The organism is Cohnella terricola (genome assembly GCF_007786475.1).
GTDB lineage: Bacteria > Bacillota > Bacilli > Paenibacillales > Paenibacillaceae > Cohnella > Cohnella terricola.
In genome coordinates, this window is sequence record NZ_VNJJ01000025.1 from 14,793 (window position 1) to 34,091 (window position 19,299).

Consider the following 19,299-nt stretch of genomic DNA (forward strand, 5'->3'; position numbering starts at 1 on the left):
GATGATAGGAATGCGGGAACTCTTCATGTCCAACCCGTATCTTGTCTTATCAACGTTTGTCCTGATTATTGTATGGCTAATCTTCATTAGACGGCGGATGATGATGCAGGATACGAAGTCGTTGCCTTCGGTTAAGATCGGTAACGGACAGACGATTGGTGGACGAGAGGAGCAAGACGACTATTTCTCCAGTGCATCTACAGTTGTTGGGACAATAGCGATTCTTGCAGATGGCATTAGCGGTCTCTCCAATGGGAGATTGTCCAGCACGCTGGCCGTAACGACGTTCATTAAGGAATTTTTGAAACTAGGCGATCTGACGGAAGTGGATGCCTTCTTCACGAAAGCTGCTCGAATAAGCAACAGCGAGATTATTCGTCAGGTAGCAGGCGCCGGGGGCGGGACAACGCTCGTCGCCGCGGTGTTGGATGGCGAACGGCTGCATTGGGGCGCGGTTGGGGACAGTGTATTGCTCGTGTATCGTAATCGCGAATTCATTGCGGTTAACCACAAGCATACGCTTGAGGTGCTGCTTCAAGAGCGAGTGCTGACCGGTGAAATGTCCCGGAAGGAAGCTAGGGATAATCCCATGCGCAACCGGCTCATTAATTATCTCGGTTACGACAGCTTTCAGAATATGGAAATTGGTCAAGAGCCGTTCTTGCTACAGCCTGGAGACAAAGTCTTATTGTTAAGCGACGGCGTGTACAATACCTTGTCGGAAGTAGAGATGGACCGGATTCTGTCTCGCAACTTAAGCCCGGATGAAGCCGCCACGCTATTAATAGAAGAAATAGAACGTAAAAGGCTTAAGAACCAGGATAACGCGACAGTCGTTATTCTAGAACCCGCGATATAAAGAACACGCGCAAGCGGTATGAAGTCAGCAGAGGGTAGAGGGAAGGAGGAGCCTATGAGAAAGGAGAATAGCGGGTTTAAGACAGCGTTCGTATCCGAAGCGGGAACATTCATGGAGAACAGGGACTACTTCGCATATGTCGAGTTGGAGGATATGGCCTGTTGGGTAATAGCCGATGGCTTAGATCGCGACAGTGAGGTTTACAGTGCGGAAATGGCCGTGACATCGCTGCTGGAGGAATTTACGGAGAAGCCGACAATGTCGCGAAGAAAACTCGAAGAATACATACGAGTCGCGCATGAATGGCTGCAATACGAGAGTCGGAGAGTGCGCTTGAAGACAAGCCTAATTCTGATAGCAACGAACTATACGGATATGGTATGGGTATCTGCCGGGAATGTTCGCTTGCACCATTTCCGAGGCGGACGTCTACTCTCCAAGAGCATGGACCAAAGCTTAACTCAAGTTATGGCGGATGAAGGGGTTATTGCGGACAGCTCCGTCGATCAGCATGAGGAGCGTCATAATTTACTTCAATATCTCGGCATGCCGGACAAATTCGATCCTTACATATCGAATAGAATCAAGCTTACGGACGGAGATGTATTGCTGCTCAGTACCGCGGGTCTATGGGAGGCGGTTAGTGTTCCCGAAATGCTTGACTCGCTGGAGGAAGCGCAAGATCCGGCGAAACTCGTGGATACGTTGGAAGAGGTACTGCTTAGCAAGCAGCGTGCAGTCGTTCCGAATTACACAGCGGCGGCCATCTATGTAGATAAAGCGTTCAAGGAAGAGAAGAAGGACAAGAAGAAGCTAGTGAAATGGATCATTGTTTCTCTCATTCCCATTATCATTGCAGTTGGAGTGTTGATTTATTTCCAGAGCAAATCCGTAGCCCGTATGGCAGAGACGGCTCAGGAAATGCTCGAACAAGCCGAGAATGGCGACAGGTATGCGGCGGAAGAGAGCTATGCGGAAGCGCTGAAGGCATACAGCGAAGCGCGCAATGCTTCCGTTAAGTTGAAGGATAAGGTTCATAAGATTATGTATACCAAAAAGTATAATATCGCCCAATTAATCGTTGGTGCTGATGAGTACGCGAAGGATGGCAATTACGCGAAGGCGGCGGAGCAATATAAGAAGGCAAAGAAAGAAGCGGAGAATGTAGACGTATTTAATCCGAAAGAGTTGGATTTGCGAATTGATCGGATGGAGAACTACGTGCAAATTAACGAATGGGTGAAGGAAGCGGATCTTAGGGCGGAAGCACAGCAATATGCGGACGCCATTGTCATATATGTAAAGGCTAGAAAAGCAGCGATTGAGGCCACATTCCCGGCTGGGGAACAACAAATCAGGACAAAGCTGGAAAATGCGGAATCGAAAATGGCGGACTTGAAGAAGCAGCAGAAGAAGCTGATTGCCGAGCAACGCGAGCAGAAGGGCGATCGTTATTTTGATGCTAACGAATATAAGAGAGCCGCAGAAGCTTATTCCAATGCCCAGGAGAAATATCAGGAAATCGATATGCTGGATAAGGTGTTGGCCATGGAACGGAAAATCGGCAAGGCGGAAGAGAAGCTTAATCCGATCATTCCAGCGGCTAAGGAAGCTGCGTCATCTCCGACAGGAGGAGACGGCCCGGCAGATCAAGTTGCTCCATGACGAGTCACGAATCGCGGGTTAACAACAAGCGAGAGAGGCGATTACCCAGATGAAAGATATTGTAATGGACCGACTTAGCCGTATGGAGGATCTCGAGCAACGCAAGCTATTGAAGCAGCTCATGACGAGCGTATTTCTGAATTTAGTAGAGCATCAGGAAGACATGTATCGGAAATTGGAGAAGCGGGTTATCGAGGAACTGGATGAGTATGAAGACAACTATGATATCTACGTCACTCTGTGCTCCCGCGACAGCTTCGATCCCATTCACGACTACTTGTATCCAATGATCCCGGAAGACGTCAACCCTCCAATCTATGACCTCACGAGTCTTCTAACAAGCCTAAGCAATGAACAGCATACGAAGCTTTTTACTGTATTCATGCAATGCGACTACATCCAACTGAAGGAGCTTCTTAACAGCGGGCGGACATTTCGCGGAGAGCTTGTTACGACCGCAGGCAGATGTGCTATAGAAGCCGTTGTCAAACCGAACCATACTTATATCCATGAATTAGAGAAGCTGTACGAAACGTTTCAAAAAAACGGAATATCATGGAAAACGGCAAACCATCCCTACGCTCACAAATTCGTAGATATTGTCCTGGTTCGATGCGATCGAAAGCTGGAAGCGGACGAAGAAATCGTGGAGGCCATGGTAAATCTCGAAGAGTATGAGCGCTATAAGAAGCTTGATGCAGTGCCTTTATGGAACATTGAGAAGCTCAAGCTTAAGAGCAGCGGTTTTCCGGTTCCCGCCGCAGATCGAATTAACTACGAGCATGTATTATCCCTTCATAAGACAGGGGCCGAGCACGGCTATTTAGTGGAAGAGAGCGGAGAAGCGACCATTCGTTATATCAAGCGATCCGCAGACGAGTTAACGGTCGTTACTCCGCAAGAGAAGTCCGGAATTTGGAATGTACTTAAGCTGACGCAGCCTGTCCAGCCCCGCATCGGTAAGCTGGAATACGCTTTGGTGTCTAATCGCAGGCATAATCATTTCATGAATAAATATGCTCGCAATCAAGTGCTTACCGTACGGGCCAAAGGCGAAGTGATACGGATTGTCCATTCCTTCGAAGCATCGGAAATACTTGAATTGCTCGACTTAGAAGTTCGGGATCAGCCGAAGAGCATCTCGCAGACGTATGCTATGAATCCATTTATAAGCGATAACATCAGATCGCAGACTGATATGAAAACCTTGCGTCTTAGGTTTCGCCGCCGTGAAGATCAGCCCTTGGATGACTTTATTCTGAATGACTTAATGAGCTTTCTTGTATCGGAAGTTCAAATATACTTTCCCGAATATATATGCGAAGGGGAATGGGCTTGAACTACATATGGGACCTTATGATTAAGGCTAACAACTCCGGAATCGCCAAACGAGATATCCGATTCGCGCAGGCGAGTGTGTACTCGCCCTATATGGAGCTTAGCTTGGAGAACATGAACGCATTAACCGTAGAACGGGAAATCGAGATTAATCCGTACTACCGGTTTGATTCTATATTCGATGGTTTGTTTCACCCGAATTACGAAGGGGACATGGAGCTCCGGCAGCAGTTGTTCGATATCATCGTTCATTTCCTTGCCGATATGGATCTTACCCAGGGGATGAACAAACGGGAGTTTTACATTCGGTTCGTATTGCGAGACATGGAGAACGGAGTATTCGGCGAGAACGTCAAGAAGCAAATTATGACCTTCACTCGGGAGGAACGGGATATCGTCGCCGTTAATTTACTCCAGCTCTACGAGTCGGGCGAGGCGCTTCATCTGCTGAAGGATACGATGAGGAAAATATTCAAGCGATCTACGATCTATGTCAACTGTGATTCGAGCGATAAACTATTATTTTATATCGGACAGGAAGAGACGGCACAATCGAGAGCCAAGGTCGAGCTCATTCGCAATATTTTCCTCCCGGTACGGTTTAGCACTGAATTGTACTGGGTTCATCACTTCGGCATTATCGGAGTGGAGGATACGATGCGGATGGATCGTACGGCATTAATCTAGACATGGGCAAGGAGGAGAGTCCTGTGAACGGTTACGGCGGGTATTCCTACAAGATAAATAAGCAAGGTACGGTTCCAGCGGGCGGAATAGGCAAGACAACCTATACCCAGTCAGAAGTCATGGAGATGACGACTTATCAGCTCCGCAACGTATGCTTCCGTGAACGCCTTGTTGATGGCTTGGTACAGACGCTGGATAGGGAAGAACTCATTCGGACGATTCTGAAGTATCGGAGCGCGGAAGCAAGCTTATTCATCCGTCAATCATGCCTGGGTGGGTTCGATAGAGTAGAAGCGGCTGCTCGTACTTACTTAAATACCCCGTTGAAGCAGCTCGGGGACATTCGTATTCCGGCCAGAATCGTGCTGTACATCGGGATGGCTACGGACCGGCAAGATCGTTACCGCATAGAAGCGGGAGAAGAGCTCTCCGAATCGAATGCGCTTCTGGTTAACGAGGACGGTGAATTGTGCGGCATATTAAATGTCGTTAAAGATGCGACAGAAGCGGGAGTTTATTACTTGCAAGCAGGTAAGGATGCGGAATTAAAGCGTACGAAGAACCGCAACTACAGCCTGCTCTTCTTCCGTAAGCTGGACTCGGACTATTTATACAAAACGTATTACAGCGCTCATCCTATGCCGCCTACTAATCTACACTATGGCAAGGTTCCGGTTGCGGAGCTTGAGATCAGGGAGCTTGAAGAGACGACAGCGGTGCTCGCTATCGACTTCGGCACCTCCAACACGACAGCAGGAGCCTATCTGGATAGCAGCTATATTTCTTCGCCGCCAAGTCATGACGTAATGAACGGAAGGATTCGTTTAAACGCAATCAATTATGTATCATTCGCCGATATGTCCGGGAAGCAGGGGGCGGGAATGGCTATGCTGCCTACAGTCGTAAGCGCCGCTGATTGCTCCGACCCTGCTGCGATACAGTTCTATTATGGACATGACTCTCTTAAACAGTTGAAGAAGAATAGCTATTCGGGTCATGCGACCGTATTTCGCGGAATGAAGCGGTGGGTTAACCATTACGAGAAGATAGAAGAGCTGACGGATCCGCACGGCAATGTGGCACAGATGAAGCGATCCGATATTATACGGGCTTATTTGCTGCACGTAATTGAGACGGCGGAGCATCAGTTCAAGTGTCGGTTTAATCGATTGCATTTTACGAGTCCGGTAAAGCTGAAGTCTCAGTCCCTGGAGATGTTTAAAGAAATACTGCCGGAGTATGAGATTGAGTCCGAGCATGCGCTCGACGAAGGAATGGCCGTTCTGTATAACACCATTGCAGATCAGATTGAGAAAAACAACTTAACGGATGGTTCCGAATATCAAGCGCTCGTCATTGATTGCGGCGGAGGGACGACGGATGTGTCCTCCTGTCGGTTTCGAATCGAGGATGGGCATGTGGCATATAAAATCGATATTCATACCGCCTATGAGAATGGCGATACGAACTTCGGAGGCAACAACTTAACCTACCGCATCATGCAATACATGAAGATTGTATTCGCAGATTATTACACGCATGGTCGCGCTGCGGTAACCGATATCGATACGCTTATTCCTATCCCGGGGACGGATTTGTTCCGGTATGTCGATGAGGAGGGAATCGATGCGGTATATGACACATTCAAGCTTCGATACGAGGCGGCGGAAGCCATTATTCCGACTAAGTATAAACAATATGAAGTTCGTGCACGAGACGATTACCGACGCGTTCGCGGCAATTATTATTTTCTTTGGGAAATCGCCGAGCGTATGAAGACGGAATTTTTCCGCAGAACGGGGATATTGCGCAATCGGTTTCTCAACGAATTGGGGGATAAGGCAGATAACGACCTCATCATCACGCCTGTAGACCGCTGGTGCATATCGGTACTGGACAATGGGGAGTTCAAGGATATGAACGAATGTCCAGACGTCGTATTCACGATTAAAGAAATGACTCAATTGCTGCGAGCCGATATCTATGAGATCGTGCGCAAGTTTCTTGATGAATTCTATCAGGACGGACGTTTGCAAGACTATTCGATTATTAAATTAACGGGGCAATCTTGCCGGATCGATGTGTTTCGCGAGGCGCTCAAAGAATTCGTGCCCGGGCGCAGCATTGAATTCCGTCAGAAGTCGGAAGACCCCGGACAGGTACCGGATTTGAAGCTTGCGTGTTTACGCGGTGCTATTCGTTATCAAGCAGATCGCAAGGCGGGCTACATCGAATCTTGGATTACGAATGAAGTCCCAACTATTCCTTATTCGGTCAGTGCCTTTACGCATAATCGCCGAGAGAAGATGTTGATGTCGAGTTTAGAGCGATCCGATCCATCACAGACGGCGATTTCGCGACCAATCGGAGCATCCGAAGTGGAATTCCATCTGAAGGGAAGCGACGGATCGGCTAGATACACTTACGTATATACCAATCGATTGAGCGATTATAAGTCTGTGCTATACGAGGACATTGCAGCTCTATATGGCGACCGAATTCGTCAGGAGGATACCGACTCCATCATGAACGGGGAAGCGAAGTTCTTCGTATCCGCGGGTAACAACCGCTGGGGATTCGAAGTCATTCCCGTAGCCCGGATCGACGACCAACTGCAATTGGGCAAGAAGAGGTTCTTCCCCTTCGAGAATGAGGCTACTGAGCTTGATTTCTTTGATGGGTTGAAGTAGGAATGTGGGGGTACAAATGAGGAATTGGATAGTTTTATTCATTGGAACAATGCTAGTCGTAAACTTAACTGCCTGTAATAAAGCGGATGGTGATGGACTCGCTAAGGATGCTGATGGGCTACCGGTAATCGAGGAGCTCATGCAGAAATCGAGAGAAGCCTTCGAGATGCGGGACAGTTATTCGATTGAAAAGCATGAAACTATTAAGAAATTCGATGAGTATGACGGAAAAAAAGAACAGGATTCTATCAGAAATGTAGATTACAAATATGAATATAGTAAAGATCCACAAATTTTTTATATCGAAAGACCAGATGAATTCATGGTATCCAAAGAATATTATTCTGAACATGGGTTTGCTCTATTCTCTGTTAATGAATGGTCATCAAGTCATAAGTGGCCCTACACGGAGGCACAGTTGAAGGAACAATTCGACCCTTATCAATTTATGGCTACCTATAATTTGAGTATGCATGCGTTGAAGGTTAAAGAAGAGGGAGGCAAATACGTTGTAAGTACAGCAGCGACTTTTAACGATAATGAAGATCCAAGTAAAACTATGAAGAAGGATATCAAAAATAAATTAACATTAACGTATTTCATCGACAAAAAAACATACCTGCCTACTAAAGTTACAACTGTATTAAATAGAGAGATTAAAGAAAATTCAGAAATGACAAGACACGTCGAAAGAAGTGCGGAGTATATATACCATTCCTTAAGTTCAGCCAAAAAGAAAAAATTGATAAATATGGATAAAGAAATAATGAAAGAATAATAGAATGGTTAGAAGTTTCGAGGAAACCTATCATTCCATCAACTCTATAAATAAGAAAAAGCTGACTCAGAGGGGAAAAGAAGCAGCGGAAGCAGTGAAGTAGCATGGAGATCGTGATTCATAGGATCCATGAAGCCGTATGATGCAAGTGATTAATAGCCAGAAAGGAGGGATGCATTGATGTTTACCAACCCGTATCCGCAATTTCTTAAGGGTAGGATTTTGAAGACGGAAATGTTGGACAACCTCAGAGACTACCCGAGACACTTTAATGAAACGTATTGGAGCGGATACTCGAACGGCATCGTGAGCGGAGCAGAGGTAAAGGTGTCCGGAGAGAAGTTGATCATCACGAGGGGCATCGTTATTCATCATGGGCGACTGTATGTGATGCCGGATGAACGCGAGATGGCCTACGAAGCAACGGGGAGGGAGACACTCATTAAGCTTCGGTTTAGTGAGTCTCCATTGCAAGGCGACTTCATTAACTATGCGGCGGATATCGTACTCGACGAGAATGTTCAATTGAAGCCGGACGAGCAAGAGCTTGGACGATTTAAGCTGAAGCAGGGGGCCAGACTCCGTATGGACTACCAGAGCTTTGCGGACATGACGACGGAATACAATACCGTGAATCTCATTCACGTAGATTATGCAGGTCGCGGCAAAAGTACTCTGGCTCCCTTCGTCATGCGGTATTTTGGATCAGAGCTGCTCAAGAACGGGAGTACGGATGCTTATGATATTTCATTCGGAATGCTGTGCATGAACGAAGGTACTGTCGATCGGGAACTGATCATGAGATACCTGTCGACTCGGATGAACATGGAGCAGAAAGAGGCTAATAACGAGTTCATCCACCGGTGCTTCGTGAAGCTATTGAACGAGACACGAGGCGGCAATCAAGCCCGATCCGATTTTCGCAGGGGCGGCGTTCAGCGGGTGCTGGTGGATTGAGACAGACGAAAGGAGGATTAATGTTATGTACGTTCTAAAATTGCGGTTGGCAAAAATAATCATGAAGCATTATTTAGGGGTTATTTATAAAGGTTCGACCTACAACAGTCAAGGAGAGCTGCTATTAAGGAGGGCCGCGATCACCCGTATTGGACCGCTAGTTGGTTTTCTACTTGCAGTAATAGCATTAACTCTGGGGTATTTCCAGGATCCAAGCATGACTTCAGAGGATAGTTTGCTACTCTTGCAGACGATGAGCGGATGCCTGGTGATACTCGGGTTTGCGACTCTTGCGTTTAGTGTATCGAGAACGGTTGTAGACCAAGACGGCGTGAGCAGCTACCGGTTGTTTATTGGCAGGCGTCTATCTTTTGATGAAATAAATCAAGTTACATTTACAAGATTGTTCGGAGGCTGTATGGAATTATCAGGCCAAGGGAAGAAGATTCGAGTCCCTCTGGATACAAGCGGCTTTGCAGTGTTTTTCGAACGTTTGAAGCAACGGAATCCGCAGTTGGAATTAGGCGAGGTTGAACATGAGTTGCAGAAACGTTCTAAGTTGTTGGAGAGTTTGGGTTTTCGGGTTCAGGCATAATGGATGTTTCAATAGAGGTGGAGTTCGAGTCAATGGAAGGATGCGAATCTAGTGCTGCATGATGAACTCACGATAGCAAAAAACAAGATAAGGAATGCGGTCATTGCAGGCGTTTTCTGTTCTGTCACAACCTTGCTTATGAAAACTTTCGGATCGGGTTATTTAGAATACGAATATGATTGGATATTTTATTTTGATTTGGCGATCCCTGTAGGATTAACTTTAGGTGTGTATAGAAAAAGTCGTGTTTGCGCAATTTTGTTGTTTGTATGCTATTTGTATTCGAAAATAATATATTTAATTTCTGCCGGTCCGATGTCGGGGTCAGATACTATGTCATTGGTTCCGATAATGATGTCGATGGGTTATCTCTACATGTTTGGTCAAGGCATCTCAGGGGCGTTCGCATATCACAAGCTTAAGAAAAGGAACAGTCTACAACTCAATCGCACGGAAATCTCCGAGCTGGATTGATCGTTGGAATGCTTAGGTTATTCGTTTCAGTCATAAAATCATAAGTCCCAAATTGAGCAAAGGAGATGAACCAAATGTCAACACCTATCGTCGCCTATGATGCTTTAAAGATTGCTCCCTTCGAGATGAGATTACATGATGTGAAGCTTGTCAAGAAAATCAACGAACATGCCAGACTGACCTTCACGGGGGTTATTCCGGATGATAAAGAAGAAAGCTATGTACGGATGGCGGATGAACAGACAGCAATTGAGCTGCTGTATACCGATGCTTCCGGGAAAAGTCAGAGATTGTTTCATGGCATGATTCTACGACTGCAAGTCAAAGTAAGCCAAGGGGTGTACTGGCTGGAGGCTGAAGCTGTTTCCCATACGTATGCGATGGACATCAAGCAAGAATATCGCTCATTTCAGAACCACTCGATGTTGATCACTGATGTGATGAAGAAAATCAACAACAATTACCCCAAGGCGCAAACCATAAATACATTTTCCGACGAACGCTCACTTGGTGCTTATCTCCTACAGTACCAAGAAACCGACTGGCAATTTTTAAAGCGATTAGCTTCCCATTATCATACAGTACTTATACCTATAACGACGCAAGATAGCATCCGCATGTATTTGGGGTTTCCTAACGATCGGAATGCTGGGGAACTAAAAAGCACTCATTATCGGGTATTTAAAGATTTACTGGCCTATAAAAATGAGGTGGATTCAGACAATCCTAACCTTAATGAACAAGACTATATTAGCTACGAAGTGGAACTCAATCAAATACTAGAGTTAGGCGACAAAGTCACGTTTAAGGGACGGAAGCTTCATGTCTTTGAAGTTCAGACGGAAATGACACGAGGCGTACTTACAAACAAATACACACTCTGTGCCAAGAAAGCAGGGTACCAAAGGAAGAAATTCAATCGGAATATTATTGGCGCGTCTATTCAGGGCAAAGTGAGGGAAGTCGTTCGAGATGAGGTTAAAGTACAACTGGACTATGACCAGGATTGGAGCTTACAAACCTCATCCCCATTCCCCTACTCTACGATGTACGCTTCCGATGATCAGACGGGATGGTACTGCATGCCGGAGAAAGGCGATGATATACGTCTTTACTTCCCAAGCACTAAAGAACCAGAAGGAATTGCCATTAGTTCGGTTAGGAAGAAGCTACCACAAGAAGCAACTCAGAATAGCACCCCAAAGAACGTTACGACTACCGTCGTAAAACAGGAGATTCTGCAGCCTATCATTCAATACGATAGTGAAGTGAAAGATGATTTGATGAAGAATCCGAATACAAAATATTTGCTGACACCAACGGGTCAGAAAATATTGTTCGAGGAAGACAAGATCACAATCGTAGGTGCCGATGGTGGCGCAGCTATAACATTGACGAACGCGGGTACGATAATTTTGAACAGCAGTAATAAGATTTCAATTCAAACAGGCAAACAGATTGAAATGGTATCGCAATCGATCATGATGGTTGCCAATCAAATTGAGATGTCTACTGCTCAAGGCCTTGCAAAATTCAAAATCGACCAAGGCCAAGTGCTGATTAAAGGTGTCGAAGTATTGATGGAAAAATAATGGCGGGGAGTGTTGGGTCTATGAATGCCCGTGAGAAATGGGAACATTTTGTCCAAGTTGACGCTCTGCCCCATCGAACGGAGCAGATCCGGAATCTGTACAAATATTTCTGTGAACATAAGGATTTGATTGCACAGGAGTTTGTATTGATCTTTGATCAGTTTTGTCAGAACCTTCGAAGAATTCAGGACGCAGGTGAAATGCAGAAATGCGCTTGTATCCATATTTCTCTGTTACGAACAAGCATGATAGAAGGCCAACCCGTCTATATGCTGGAGGCTTTTGACATTGAGACCTTAGATCGCGTTAAACTATCGCCCTTTCGCTATCATGCATATTGGATTTTTAGCTTCATGAATAAACTGGAAGACTTGTGCGATGCGGATAGAAGAAAGTATGCAGGGCAAATAGATCGCCCGATGTTGGAAGCATGGATGAAAGAACAAGTATTTCCATTTCATGAATTCATGGTGCATGCTGTACGTTATGCTATGGATCGTGTCGTGCGGCTTGCTTCTTTTCGCAGCATAGAAAAAGAAGTGCTTTTTGAAATACGCGTTTGCGAGTACAGAGATCAGAATGAAAGCGAATCTGTCTATCGTATAAATGAATCGAAGAAAATGTCGGTCTCTTGCAAAGGCTGGCTGGAATGCTTATTTGACCATGATTACATTTATGAACATATTCAAGACGTAGACGTTTCTTATGGTCAGTATGCAGGGATCAATTTGAACTATGCTCGGTTGGAGAATGTAGGCTTGACCCAAAGTAATATGCGAAATAGCTACTTGTTGGGTAGCAAATTTGAAGCTTGCAGATGCGATTTGGTTGATTTTAGTGGGAGCACCCTATTTGATGCAGATTTTCGCAATTGTAATTTGGAACAGGCCAGATTTGATCACGTTTTGGCACAGCGTAACCTGATGAACGAAAAACGAGGGATGATATTTGGGATTCACGGAGTTAATTTCCAAGGGGCAAATCTAACAAATGCCAGTTTTCGAGGGGCGAGGCTTGCTGGTGATTTTTTAAATGCCGCGTTAAATGGAACGGACTTTACTGATGCGGATCTAACCGGCAGTTATATGCTCAAGCGTGATGCTGATCGGGTTCTGCTTTCCGGGGATCAGCGTCAAAGCATAAGCTGGGTTGAAGGAAATGCCTCTTAGAAAAGGAGGGAATGACATGGAATATTTCTTCGTTAGTCATGACTCTCGTCTAGATTCGATCGGTGGAGATATATTGTTTTCCGATCGGGTGTTGAACGGATTTGACCAAGCGAATGAAGATGAGACAGCCGTCGTTAAGTCGGGGAAAAAACTGGTGTACAGGAGCGTAATTGAACACCCTGTCTTGCTTGTTTCAACAGAAATCTGCGAAATATTAAAGCAATTCAAACCTGATTTAAGATATAAAGTCGTCGTCGTTACAGATCCGTTAACCTATGAAAATTCCCGATACGGTTTGATTGACATACCGGTAGTAGACTGTATATCTCGTACGAAATCCACAATTGAGCACGGGATCGTCAAGTTGGCAGTCATTGACGAGAATTTAGTAGGCGATCTAAATATTTTCAAGATTTCACAATTTCCAGAGGCTGGTTTAGCGGTAAGGTTAGATGTTGCAGAAGGCTTGCTCAGAAGAAGCTTATATGGCATTCGTATTAGACGAATACAATCCCAGAGGAGTGGTTTGAAATGAAGCATGTGTTTTTTGAACAGTTGACTCAAGAAATGATTAACGAGCTTACATTGACTCCGTGGAGAACGACAGAGACTTTTGTAACTCGGGGTGCTTTTATGCATTGCACAAATGGGACACATGAAGAAGTGCTGAATCAGCCAACAGTGAACGGGGTTTATATTAACGAAAATCCTATGATGACGGTAAAAGATTGCAATCCGTCTACTTCTTCGGGCCGTAATCCTGAATCAGAGGTGGTAGGTAAAAACATAGACGGTAACTTTCATTCCTTTGGTTATTGCCGGAGTGAAATTCACCCAAGAGCTAAGATTGTGGAGGAATATAAAATTCCCCCAGATAAAATCGGTGGTCTTCCCGTCGCTTTTAATCCTGAGACATACGAAATGCAATTTGTGTATCCCTGCGTTCCTAAGATCGACTCTGAATGGGAGTTCGGAAGTAGCAATGTGTTTATCAATAATGTTGCAGTCTTGACGAATAAGTCTTGTCTCCGTTGCAAAAACAATGGAACGATTCGGTTTTTAACTAATGGGATGGACATCCCTCCTATTCAATTTATAGAGCATTACATGAAGTAAAGAGGGAAGGTGTTCGGATGAAAGCCTGGCATGAAGCCGATGGATTCCAGTTGCAATTCCCCTATGAACTGAAGGCGGTTCGTAGTTTGCAAATTGTACAATCGTTCAATGAACATACTCGTTGTTACTTGACGGTTATGATGACCGAGAAGCACTCGGAAGCTTGTATGCGAAATGCAAGCTACAAGGATAGTCTATTAATCCGCAAGCCGGGCACTCCCCAGAATGAATACTGGTTCTCCGGAGGAATATCTAGCGTTGATATAAGTGTAGAGGACGGCATCCCCTGCGTGACGATCGAGGCGGTTTCTCGAACCTATGAGATGGATATGCAACGAAATAGTCGCTCTTACCAGAACAAGCAGAATACTTACACGGATATAATTAAGGAGCTTGTAGAAGGTTATCCCGGAGGGGACGCTCAGAACGAAGCAACGCAGCCTGGCGCAGTAATAGGCGAGCTTATCGTACAATACGAAGAGACCGATTGGCAGTTTCTGAAGCGATTAGCATCCCGAATCGGCACAGTTATTTTACCTGATGTCACAATGGACGCAACAAGGGTTTACTTCGGAGTTCCAGACTTTTCTTGGGGAAAAGTACTTAAGGCAAATGGTTATTCGATGATTCAGGATAGAGCCAGCTACTTAACTTACAAAGCCGCCGGCGAAACACTGACGGAGTCCGAATGGATTAGCTACAGCGTCCTATCGGATCAATATTTTCAGGTGGGCGAGAATGTAAGCTTTAAGCATCAGACTTGGGTCATTAGCAAATCTGTAATAACCTACGATAAGGGTAGTCTAATACGAGAATATGTTCTAGTTAAGAGAAGCGCACTTCGACGGAAGTCTAAAATGAATCGAGCTATCCAGGGCGTTTCGTTGGAAGGCAAAGTGGTAAAGCGTGCTAATAATATGGTAAAAGTTCATCTGGATATTGATAAAGTGCATGATAAGCAAGGAAATTGGTGGTTCCCTTATTCAGCGGAAGGAAACAACATTTTTCATTGTATGCCGGACGAAGGCGCACGAATCAAAGTATATTTTCCTGACGGAATAGAGAAGAAAGCATTTGCGATCAATTCCGTGCGCGGCAATCATGAAGAGATGCAGTCCCGAACGGTATTTCAGACGCCGACTACGAAAGCGTTCCATATGCCAGGCGAAGCAAAGATGGAGCTTAAAGACACGGGGGTACTGTTCGAGAAGGGGACGGTCTCTTTAAGTCTGGATAAGAATAGTATAAGTGTTAATGCGGATGAAGATATATTGCTGTTGGCCGGTAACGTAATAGACATGGGGAATAAGGAATCAGACAAAGTGCTGGAGTCTATTAGGATGACAGCTAAGGAGTTCATCGCACTACAAACGAATACGAAGCAGTATGTGATGATGAGTCCCTATCAGATTGGAATACGTAGTGCAAGGATTGATTTTGAGAAAGTCGAAATGGACTTCGTTGACATGCTAACGGATGAAGAGCTGCAGGAATTATATATAGATGATCAATTTGAAAATGAGCTGTTTAATTATCAACTTGAATGGTTTGAGAGAGTCCATAGTGTCGTGTATATTCCTGATTCGACAAAAGCTACAATGAGAGCTAACATCAGGGAGAGAGTGAATAATGACCCAAATCGTAAGGAACTTGCTCGAGTCAAAATGGGGAAGTATGACAAAGAAGATTTAAAGGTAAAGTATTTAACTAAAAATATAAAACGGGAAGAAACAAGAGAGAAGTCGAAGGAAGAGCTAGCTCAGAATAAGAGTAATTATGAGGCACAGTATAAGGAATATGGACAGGCATTGGCAGAGAGGCATAAAGCGATTGAAGTAGCGAAGAACAATAAGGGCAGTACAACGGAAACAAACGTATCGAATGGGGAGGGGTTAGCCGAGCAAAGTACGAATCAAATGATGAAACCAGCGGAGCAGAAGAAGAATTCCACCGTATGGGATAAAGTGGTGGGTGGAGTAAGCGGACTAATCGACGGGCTGGTCAAACATATTGATAAGGAACAGTTAATGGAATGGGAACTGGCAAATGTGATTCCCCAGAAGCCAGAGTATCTAAGTAAGAAAGATATGCCAGTCATTTATCTCTCTCGCTATAGCAACCAAATCCTAAAGATAGATCCTCAAATGACAGCGGCTGTACTTGGCATATTAATGGGTGTGGTCGCTATAGTCCTTTCCATACCGACAGGCGGAATGTCAGTTTACCTTGCTATTATCGCTACCGCTGGAGCAACATTGGGCGCGATGCAGATTGTAATCAGTGTGAAAGAGTTAGAAGCCTTAAATGAAGGTAAAACCGATACCAAGCAGAGAGTGTTTGGTATCGATCAAGAAGATCTTAACAACATGGGGATCATACTGGGAGTAGTCAGTTTATCTATGCTGGCCAAACACGGTATACTGAAGTTATCCGATAAATTCGTAAACACTCGCAATGTGGTTGCTCTTGAAGAGATTGCGGATTTGAGTAAAGTTGTAACACCATCTAATAATGTAATTAGTTCAGAGCGTGTTTTGGAGACTATTCGTATAAGCGAAACTACAAGAGATGCGTCAAATATTGGTGATGGAGCCAAAGCATCAATTACAAATAAATTTCCTAATGACCCAATCCCATCAAATGGACGAATAACCCCATATCAGATTGAAAATGGACGAATAAAAGGGGTAAATGGACAAACTCAATTTGATTTTATTATTAATGCTGAAGGTAAATTGATAATAGGAAATAAGCATCAATTTCTAGCTAATAATATGGATGTAAAAGCAGCAGGATCAATTAAATTAGATGGCAAAGGACAATTAAGACGAATTTCCAATGATTCTGGACACTATAGACCTACAGTTGAAGAGGCTACACATTTTGATGATTTATTTAGAAAAGCGGGAATCGATACCTCCAAGACATGGATGGAAATGTATAAATTCGAATTTAATAGCGAAGGATTTATTACGAAATATTGGGTGGACAGCAGATGGGAGGTTAAGAAATAATATGAAATATTCATTTAATCAAATGGATAGGAATATGTTTAAGGAAAACTTATTGAAAACAATAGAGGAATTACTCGCACTTCAAAAAATTCATGCTTATAATGTTATTAAATTTATACTATCTGTAGATGAGGAGTCAGAAAAAAGTCACAACTCAAATGATGATTTCATGAGATTAGGTATATTAAGTAAAGAGAATATTAATGATAGAGAGTTCATGTTAGAAGATATTATTAATATGCTTGTTCATCCGAGACTGCATTATCCTTTATGGATAAATGTCTCCGTCTATGAAATTAAGGAGGATATCATAATTATCAAGCTTAAATCAAGCTCACGATTTAGAAGACCTTCTGAGTTGCTTAATAAGGAAACGAATCATCCTCCATTTAAAGCAATTACTTAAATGAATCTAACGTCACCCTTTCTCTTCAGAGTGTCACCGCTCACGCTTTTTGTCGGTAAAACTTCGCGACAAGTTTGGGCTGTCAAGATCGGACGAAAACTCCCCAAAAGAATCGCTCAAAAATTCCCCAGTTTCATCGGTCGGCTTCTCCTTCGTCAGTAGGTTCGGGACGAAAGAAGCCGGCCTTTTTCTTTTCCTTGATTCGATAGCTTTCACCTTTGATATTTACCGTGCTGGAGTGATGCAGGAGGCCATCGAGGATCGCCGTAGCCAGCACGGTATCCCCGAAGATATCACCCCAAGCCCCAATCGTCTTATTCGACATAAGCAAGATGGAGCCGCGTTCATATCGTTCGGAGACGATCTGAAAGAAGAAGTACGCAGCAGTCTCGTCCATCTTCCGGTAGCCGAGTTCGTCGTTGATGAGTAGATCCGGCTTTATGAACATCTTCATTTTTTGCTTGATCGTATTCGTCATGTGAGCAGTGTCTGCACGAGATCGTGAGCCGTGATGAAGTAGACTGTATAACGTTGCTTGATTGCTTCCAAGCTTAGCGCTACGGCAAGATGTGTCTTGCCCACGCCCGGCGGTCCTAAGAAGACGAGATTCTCCTGATGCTCCACAAATCGCAGTGTCGCCAGGTCGCGCATTCGACGTTCGTCGATGGAAGACTGAAAGGCAAAGTCAAACTGGTCCAGTGTCTTACGGAATGGAAAATGCGCAAGACGCGTCCGCGTTTGGCGAGCAATTCTTCCGCAAGCAGATTGTCCAGAAACTCCAATTACAGTATATTACGTATAGACGCTTCTTCGGCGTGCTGGTGAAGGATTTCGGGTATGCGAACCCATCCAAAGTGGCGGATCGCATCTTCCAGTCTCTCTTGCAGCATCACTGGACCCTCCTCCATAAGCACTTCATAAGCCGACAGCGGGCGTTCCAACACTTCTGGTGCGGCATTCGGCACGAAGCGAGGCGTGTTCCAAGGCCGGTCGACTCGTCGCTGTTCGAATCCCCTCGAAGTGTTTTTTATTGCTGATGACCTGGTGTCGTGCCAGCGATTTCGGATGCTTAGCGATGAGCGTGCCGCCGTAGTAGAGAGTGAATAATGACCCAAATCGTAAGGAACTTTCTCGAGTCAAAATGGGGAAGTATGACAAAGAAGAGTTAAAGGTAAAGTATTTAACTAAAAATATAAAACGGGAAGAATCGAGAGAGAAGTCAGAGGAAGAGCTAGCTCAGAATAAGAGTAATTATGAGGCACAGTATAAGGAATATGGACAGGCAATGGCAGAGAGGCATAAAGCGATTGAAGTAGCGAAGAACAATAAGGGCAGTATAACGGAAACAAACGTATCGAATGGGGAGGGATTAGCCGAGCAAAGTACGAATCAAATGATGAAACCTGCGGAGCAGAAGAAGAATTCCACCGTATGGGATAAAGTGGTAGGCGGAGTAAGCGGACTAATCGACGGGCTGGTCAAACATATTGATATGGATCAGTTAAAGGAATGGGAACTGGCAAGTTTGATTCCCCAGAAGCCAGAGTATCTAAGCAAGAAAGATATGCCAGTCATTTATCTCTCTCGCTATAGCAACCAAATCCTAAAGATAGATCCTCAAATGACAGCGGCTGTACTTGGCATATTAATGGGTGTGGTCGCTATAGTCCTTTCCATACCGACAGGCGGAATGTCAGTTTACCTTGCTATTATCGCTACCGCTGGAGCAACATTGGGCGCGATGCAGATTGTAATCAGTGTGAAAGAGTTAGAAGCCTTAAATGAAGGTAAAACCGATATCAAGCAGAGAGTGTTTGGTATCGATCAAGAAGATCTTAACAACATGGGGATCATACTGGGAGTAGTCAGTTTATCTATGCTGGCCAAACACGGTATACTGAAGTTATCCGATAAATTCGTAAACACTCGCAATGTGGTTGCTCTTGAAGAGATTGCGGA

Annotated in this window: 16 protein-coding genes and 1 pseudogene; 16 read left to right on the top strand and 1 reads right to left on the bottom strand. The window is 44.6% G+C overall.

The genetic code is table 11. The annotated features are described in order from the left end of the window. Nucleotides 1-10: 10 nt before the first annotated feature. The 15 genes from FPZ45_RS24070 (at nt 11) to FPZ45_RS24140 (ending at nt 17,340) form a co-directional block, all read left to right on the top strand. Nucleotides 11-859 (top strand): PP2C family protein-serine/threonine phosphatase, encoded by an 849-nt coding sequence (locus FPZ45_RS24070; protein WP_246120575.1) that lies wholly within the window; start codon nt 11-13, stop codon nt 857-859. Nucleotides 860-913: 54 nt separating this feature from the next. Further along, complete coding sequence (locus FPZ45_RS24075; protein ID WP_144707212.1) at nt 914-2,524, top strand: PP2C family protein-serine/threonine phosphatase; 1,611 nt, start codon at nt 914-916, stop codon at nt 2,522-2,524. A gap of 49 nt (nt 2,525-2,573) precedes the next feature. Further along, nucleotides 2,574-3,863 carry a normocyte-binding protein gene (locus FPZ45_RS24080; RefSeq protein WP_144707213.1) on the top strand — a complete coding sequence of 430 codons (1,290 nt, stop codon included), beginning with the start codon at nt 2,574-2,576 and terminating at the stop codon, nt 3,861-3,863. Next, nucleotides 3,854-4,549, top strand: a complete 696-nt coding sequence (locus tag FPZ45_RS24085) for an iron-dependent peroxidase (RefSeq protein WP_144707214.1) — start codon at nt 3,854-3,856, stop codon at nt 4,547-4,549. The genes FPZ45_RS24080 and FPZ45_RS24085 overlap by 10 nt, the downstream gene beginning before the upstream one ends. A gap of 119 nt (nt 4,550-4,668) precedes the next feature. Then, nucleotides 4,669-7,239 (top strand): acetate and sugar kinases/Hsc70/actin family protein, encoded by a 2,571-nt coding sequence (locus FPZ45_RS24090; protein WP_144707232.1) that lies wholly within the window; start codon nt 4,669-4,671, stop codon nt 7,237-7,239. A gap of 16 nt (nt 7,240-7,255) precedes the next feature. Beyond that, nucleotides 7,256-8,017 carry a DUF6612 family protein gene (locus FPZ45_RS24095; protein WP_144707215.1) on the top strand — a complete coding sequence of 254 codons (762 nt, stop codon included), beginning with the start codon at nt 7,256-7,258 and terminating at the stop codon, nt 8,015-8,017. A gap of 180 nt (nt 8,018-8,197) precedes the next feature. After that, entirely contained in the window at nt 8,198-8,974 is a 777-nt protein-coding gene (locus tag FPZ45_RS24100) for a DNA and RNA helicase (RefSeq protein WP_144707216.1), read from the top strand. A 25-nt stretch (nt 8,975-8,999) separates the two neighbouring features. After that, nucleotides 9,000-9,569: a hypothetical protein gene (locus tag FPZ45_RS24105; RefSeq protein ID WP_144707217.1), complete on the top strand. Its 570-nt coding sequence runs from the start codon at nt 9,000-9,002 to the stop codon at nt 9,567-9,569. A 51-nt stretch (nt 9,570-9,620) separates the two neighbouring features. Then, nucleotides 9,621-10,043: a hypothetical protein gene (locus FPZ45_RS24110; RefSeq protein WP_144707218.1), complete on the top strand. Its 423-nt coding sequence runs from the start codon at nt 9,621-9,623 to the stop codon at nt 10,041-10,043. Between the two features lie 74 nt (nt 10,044-10,117). Further along, nucleotides 10,118-11,635 carry a contractile injection system protein, VgrG/Pvc8 family gene (locus tag FPZ45_RS24115; protein WP_186438549.1) on the top strand — a complete coding sequence of 506 codons (1,518 nt, stop codon included), beginning with the start codon at nt 10,118-10,120 and terminating at the stop codon, nt 11,633-11,635. A 20-nt stretch (nt 11,636-11,655) separates the two neighbouring features. Then, a complete protein-coding gene (locus FPZ45_RS24120) occupies nt 11,656-12,804 on the top strand; it encodes a pentapeptide repeat-containing protein (RefSeq protein WP_186438550.1) in 1,149 nt (382 codons plus the stop codon). A gap of 16 nt (nt 12,805-12,820) precedes the next feature. Then, entirely contained in the window at nt 12,821-13,339 is a 519-nt protein-coding gene (locus FPZ45_RS24125; RefSeq protein WP_144707221.1) for a hypothetical protein, read from the top strand. After that, the gene (locus FPZ45_RS24130; protein ID WP_144707222.1) at nt 13,336-13,920 is read left to right on the top strand and encodes a DUF4280 domain-containing protein; all 585 of its coding nucleotides are present in this window, start codon (nt 13,336-13,338) and stop codon (nt 13,918-13,920) included. Before FPZ45_RS24125 ends, FPZ45_RS24130 begins: the two co-directional genes overlap by 4 nt. Nucleotides 13,921-13,937: 17 nt before the next feature. Next, nucleotides 13,938-16,934, top strand: a complete 2,997-nt coding sequence (locus FPZ45_RS24135) for a contractile injection system protein, VgrG/Pvc8 family (RefSeq protein WP_144707223.1) — start codon at nt 13,938-13,940, stop codon at nt 16,932-16,934. A gap of 1 nt (nt 16,935) precedes the next feature. Continuing rightward, the gene (locus FPZ45_RS24140) at nt 16,936-17,340 is read left to right on the top strand and encodes a hypothetical protein (RefSeq protein ID WP_144707224.1); all 405 of its coding nucleotides are present in this window, start codon (nt 16,936-16,938) and stop codon (nt 17,338-17,340) included. A gap of 133 nt (nt 17,341-17,473) precedes the next feature. Here FPZ45_RS24140 and istB read toward each other — a convergent pair. Then, nucleotides 17,474-18,233: pseudogene (gene istB, locus FPZ45_RS24145) on the bottom strand (IS21-like element helper ATPase IstB). A 248-nt stretch (nt 18,234-18,481) separates the two neighbouring features. Between istB and FPZ45_RS24150 the strand changes: the two are divergent. Beyond that, on the top strand, nt 18,482-19,299 hold an 818-nt coding region (locus FPZ45_RS24150), incomplete at its 3' end, for a hypothetical protein (protein WP_186438551.1).

Excerpts from the sequence above, each read along its gene's own strand:
- FPZ45_RS24070 (WP_246120575.1), top strand. The coding sequence starts at position 11 with ATGCGGGAACTCTTCATGTCCAACCCGTATCTTGTCTTATCAACGTTT.
- FPZ45_RS24075 (WP_144707212.1), top strand. The coding sequence starts at position 914 with ATGAGAAAGGAGAATAGCGGGTTTAAGACAGCGTTCGTATCCGAAGCG.
- FPZ45_RS24080 (WP_144707213.1), top strand. The coding sequence starts at position 2,574 with ATGAAAGATATTGTAATGGACCGACTTAGCCGTATGGAGGATCTCGAG.
- FPZ45_RS24085 (WP_144707214.1), top strand. The coding sequence starts at position 3,854 with ATGGGCTTGAACTACATATGGGACCTTATGATTAAGGCTAACAACTCC.
- FPZ45_RS24090 (WP_144707232.1), top strand. The coding sequence starts at position 4,669 with ATGGAGATGACGACTTATCAGCTCCGCAACGTATGCTTCCGTGAACGC.
- FPZ45_RS24095 (WP_144707215.1), top strand. The coding sequence starts at position 7,256 with ATGAGGAATTGGATAGTTTTATTCATTGGAACAATGCTAGTCGTAAAC.
- FPZ45_RS24100 (WP_144707216.1), top strand. The coding sequence starts at position 8,198 with ATGTTTACCAACCCGTATCCGCAATTTCTTAAGGGTAGGATTTTGAAG.
- FPZ45_RS24105 (WP_144707217.1), top strand. The coding sequence starts at position 9,000 with ATGTACGTTCTAAAATTGCGGTTGGCAAAAATAATCATGAAGCATTAT.
- FPZ45_RS24115 (WP_186438549.1), top strand. The coding sequence starts at position 10,118 with ATGTCAACACCTATCGTCGCCTATGATGCTTTAAAGATTGCTCCCTTC.
- FPZ45_RS24120 (WP_186438550.1), top strand. The coding sequence starts at position 11,656 with ATGAATGCCCGTGAGAAATGGGAACATTTTGTCCAAGTTGACGCTCTG.
- FPZ45_RS24125 (WP_144707221.1), top strand. The coding sequence starts at position 12,821 with ATGGAATATTTCTTCGTTAGTCATGACTCTCGTCTAGATTCGATCGGT.
- FPZ45_RS24130 (WP_144707222.1), top strand. The coding sequence starts at position 13,336 with ATGAAGCATGTGTTTTTTGAACAGTTGACTCAAGAAATGATTAACGAG.
- FPZ45_RS24135 (WP_144707223.1), top strand. The coding sequence starts at position 13,938 with ATGAAAGCCTGGCATGAAGCCGATGGATTCCAGTTGCAATTCCCCTAT.
- FPZ45_RS24140 (WP_144707224.1), top strand. The coding sequence starts at position 16,936 with ATGAAATATTCATTTAATCAAATGGATAGGAATATGTTTAAGGAAAAC.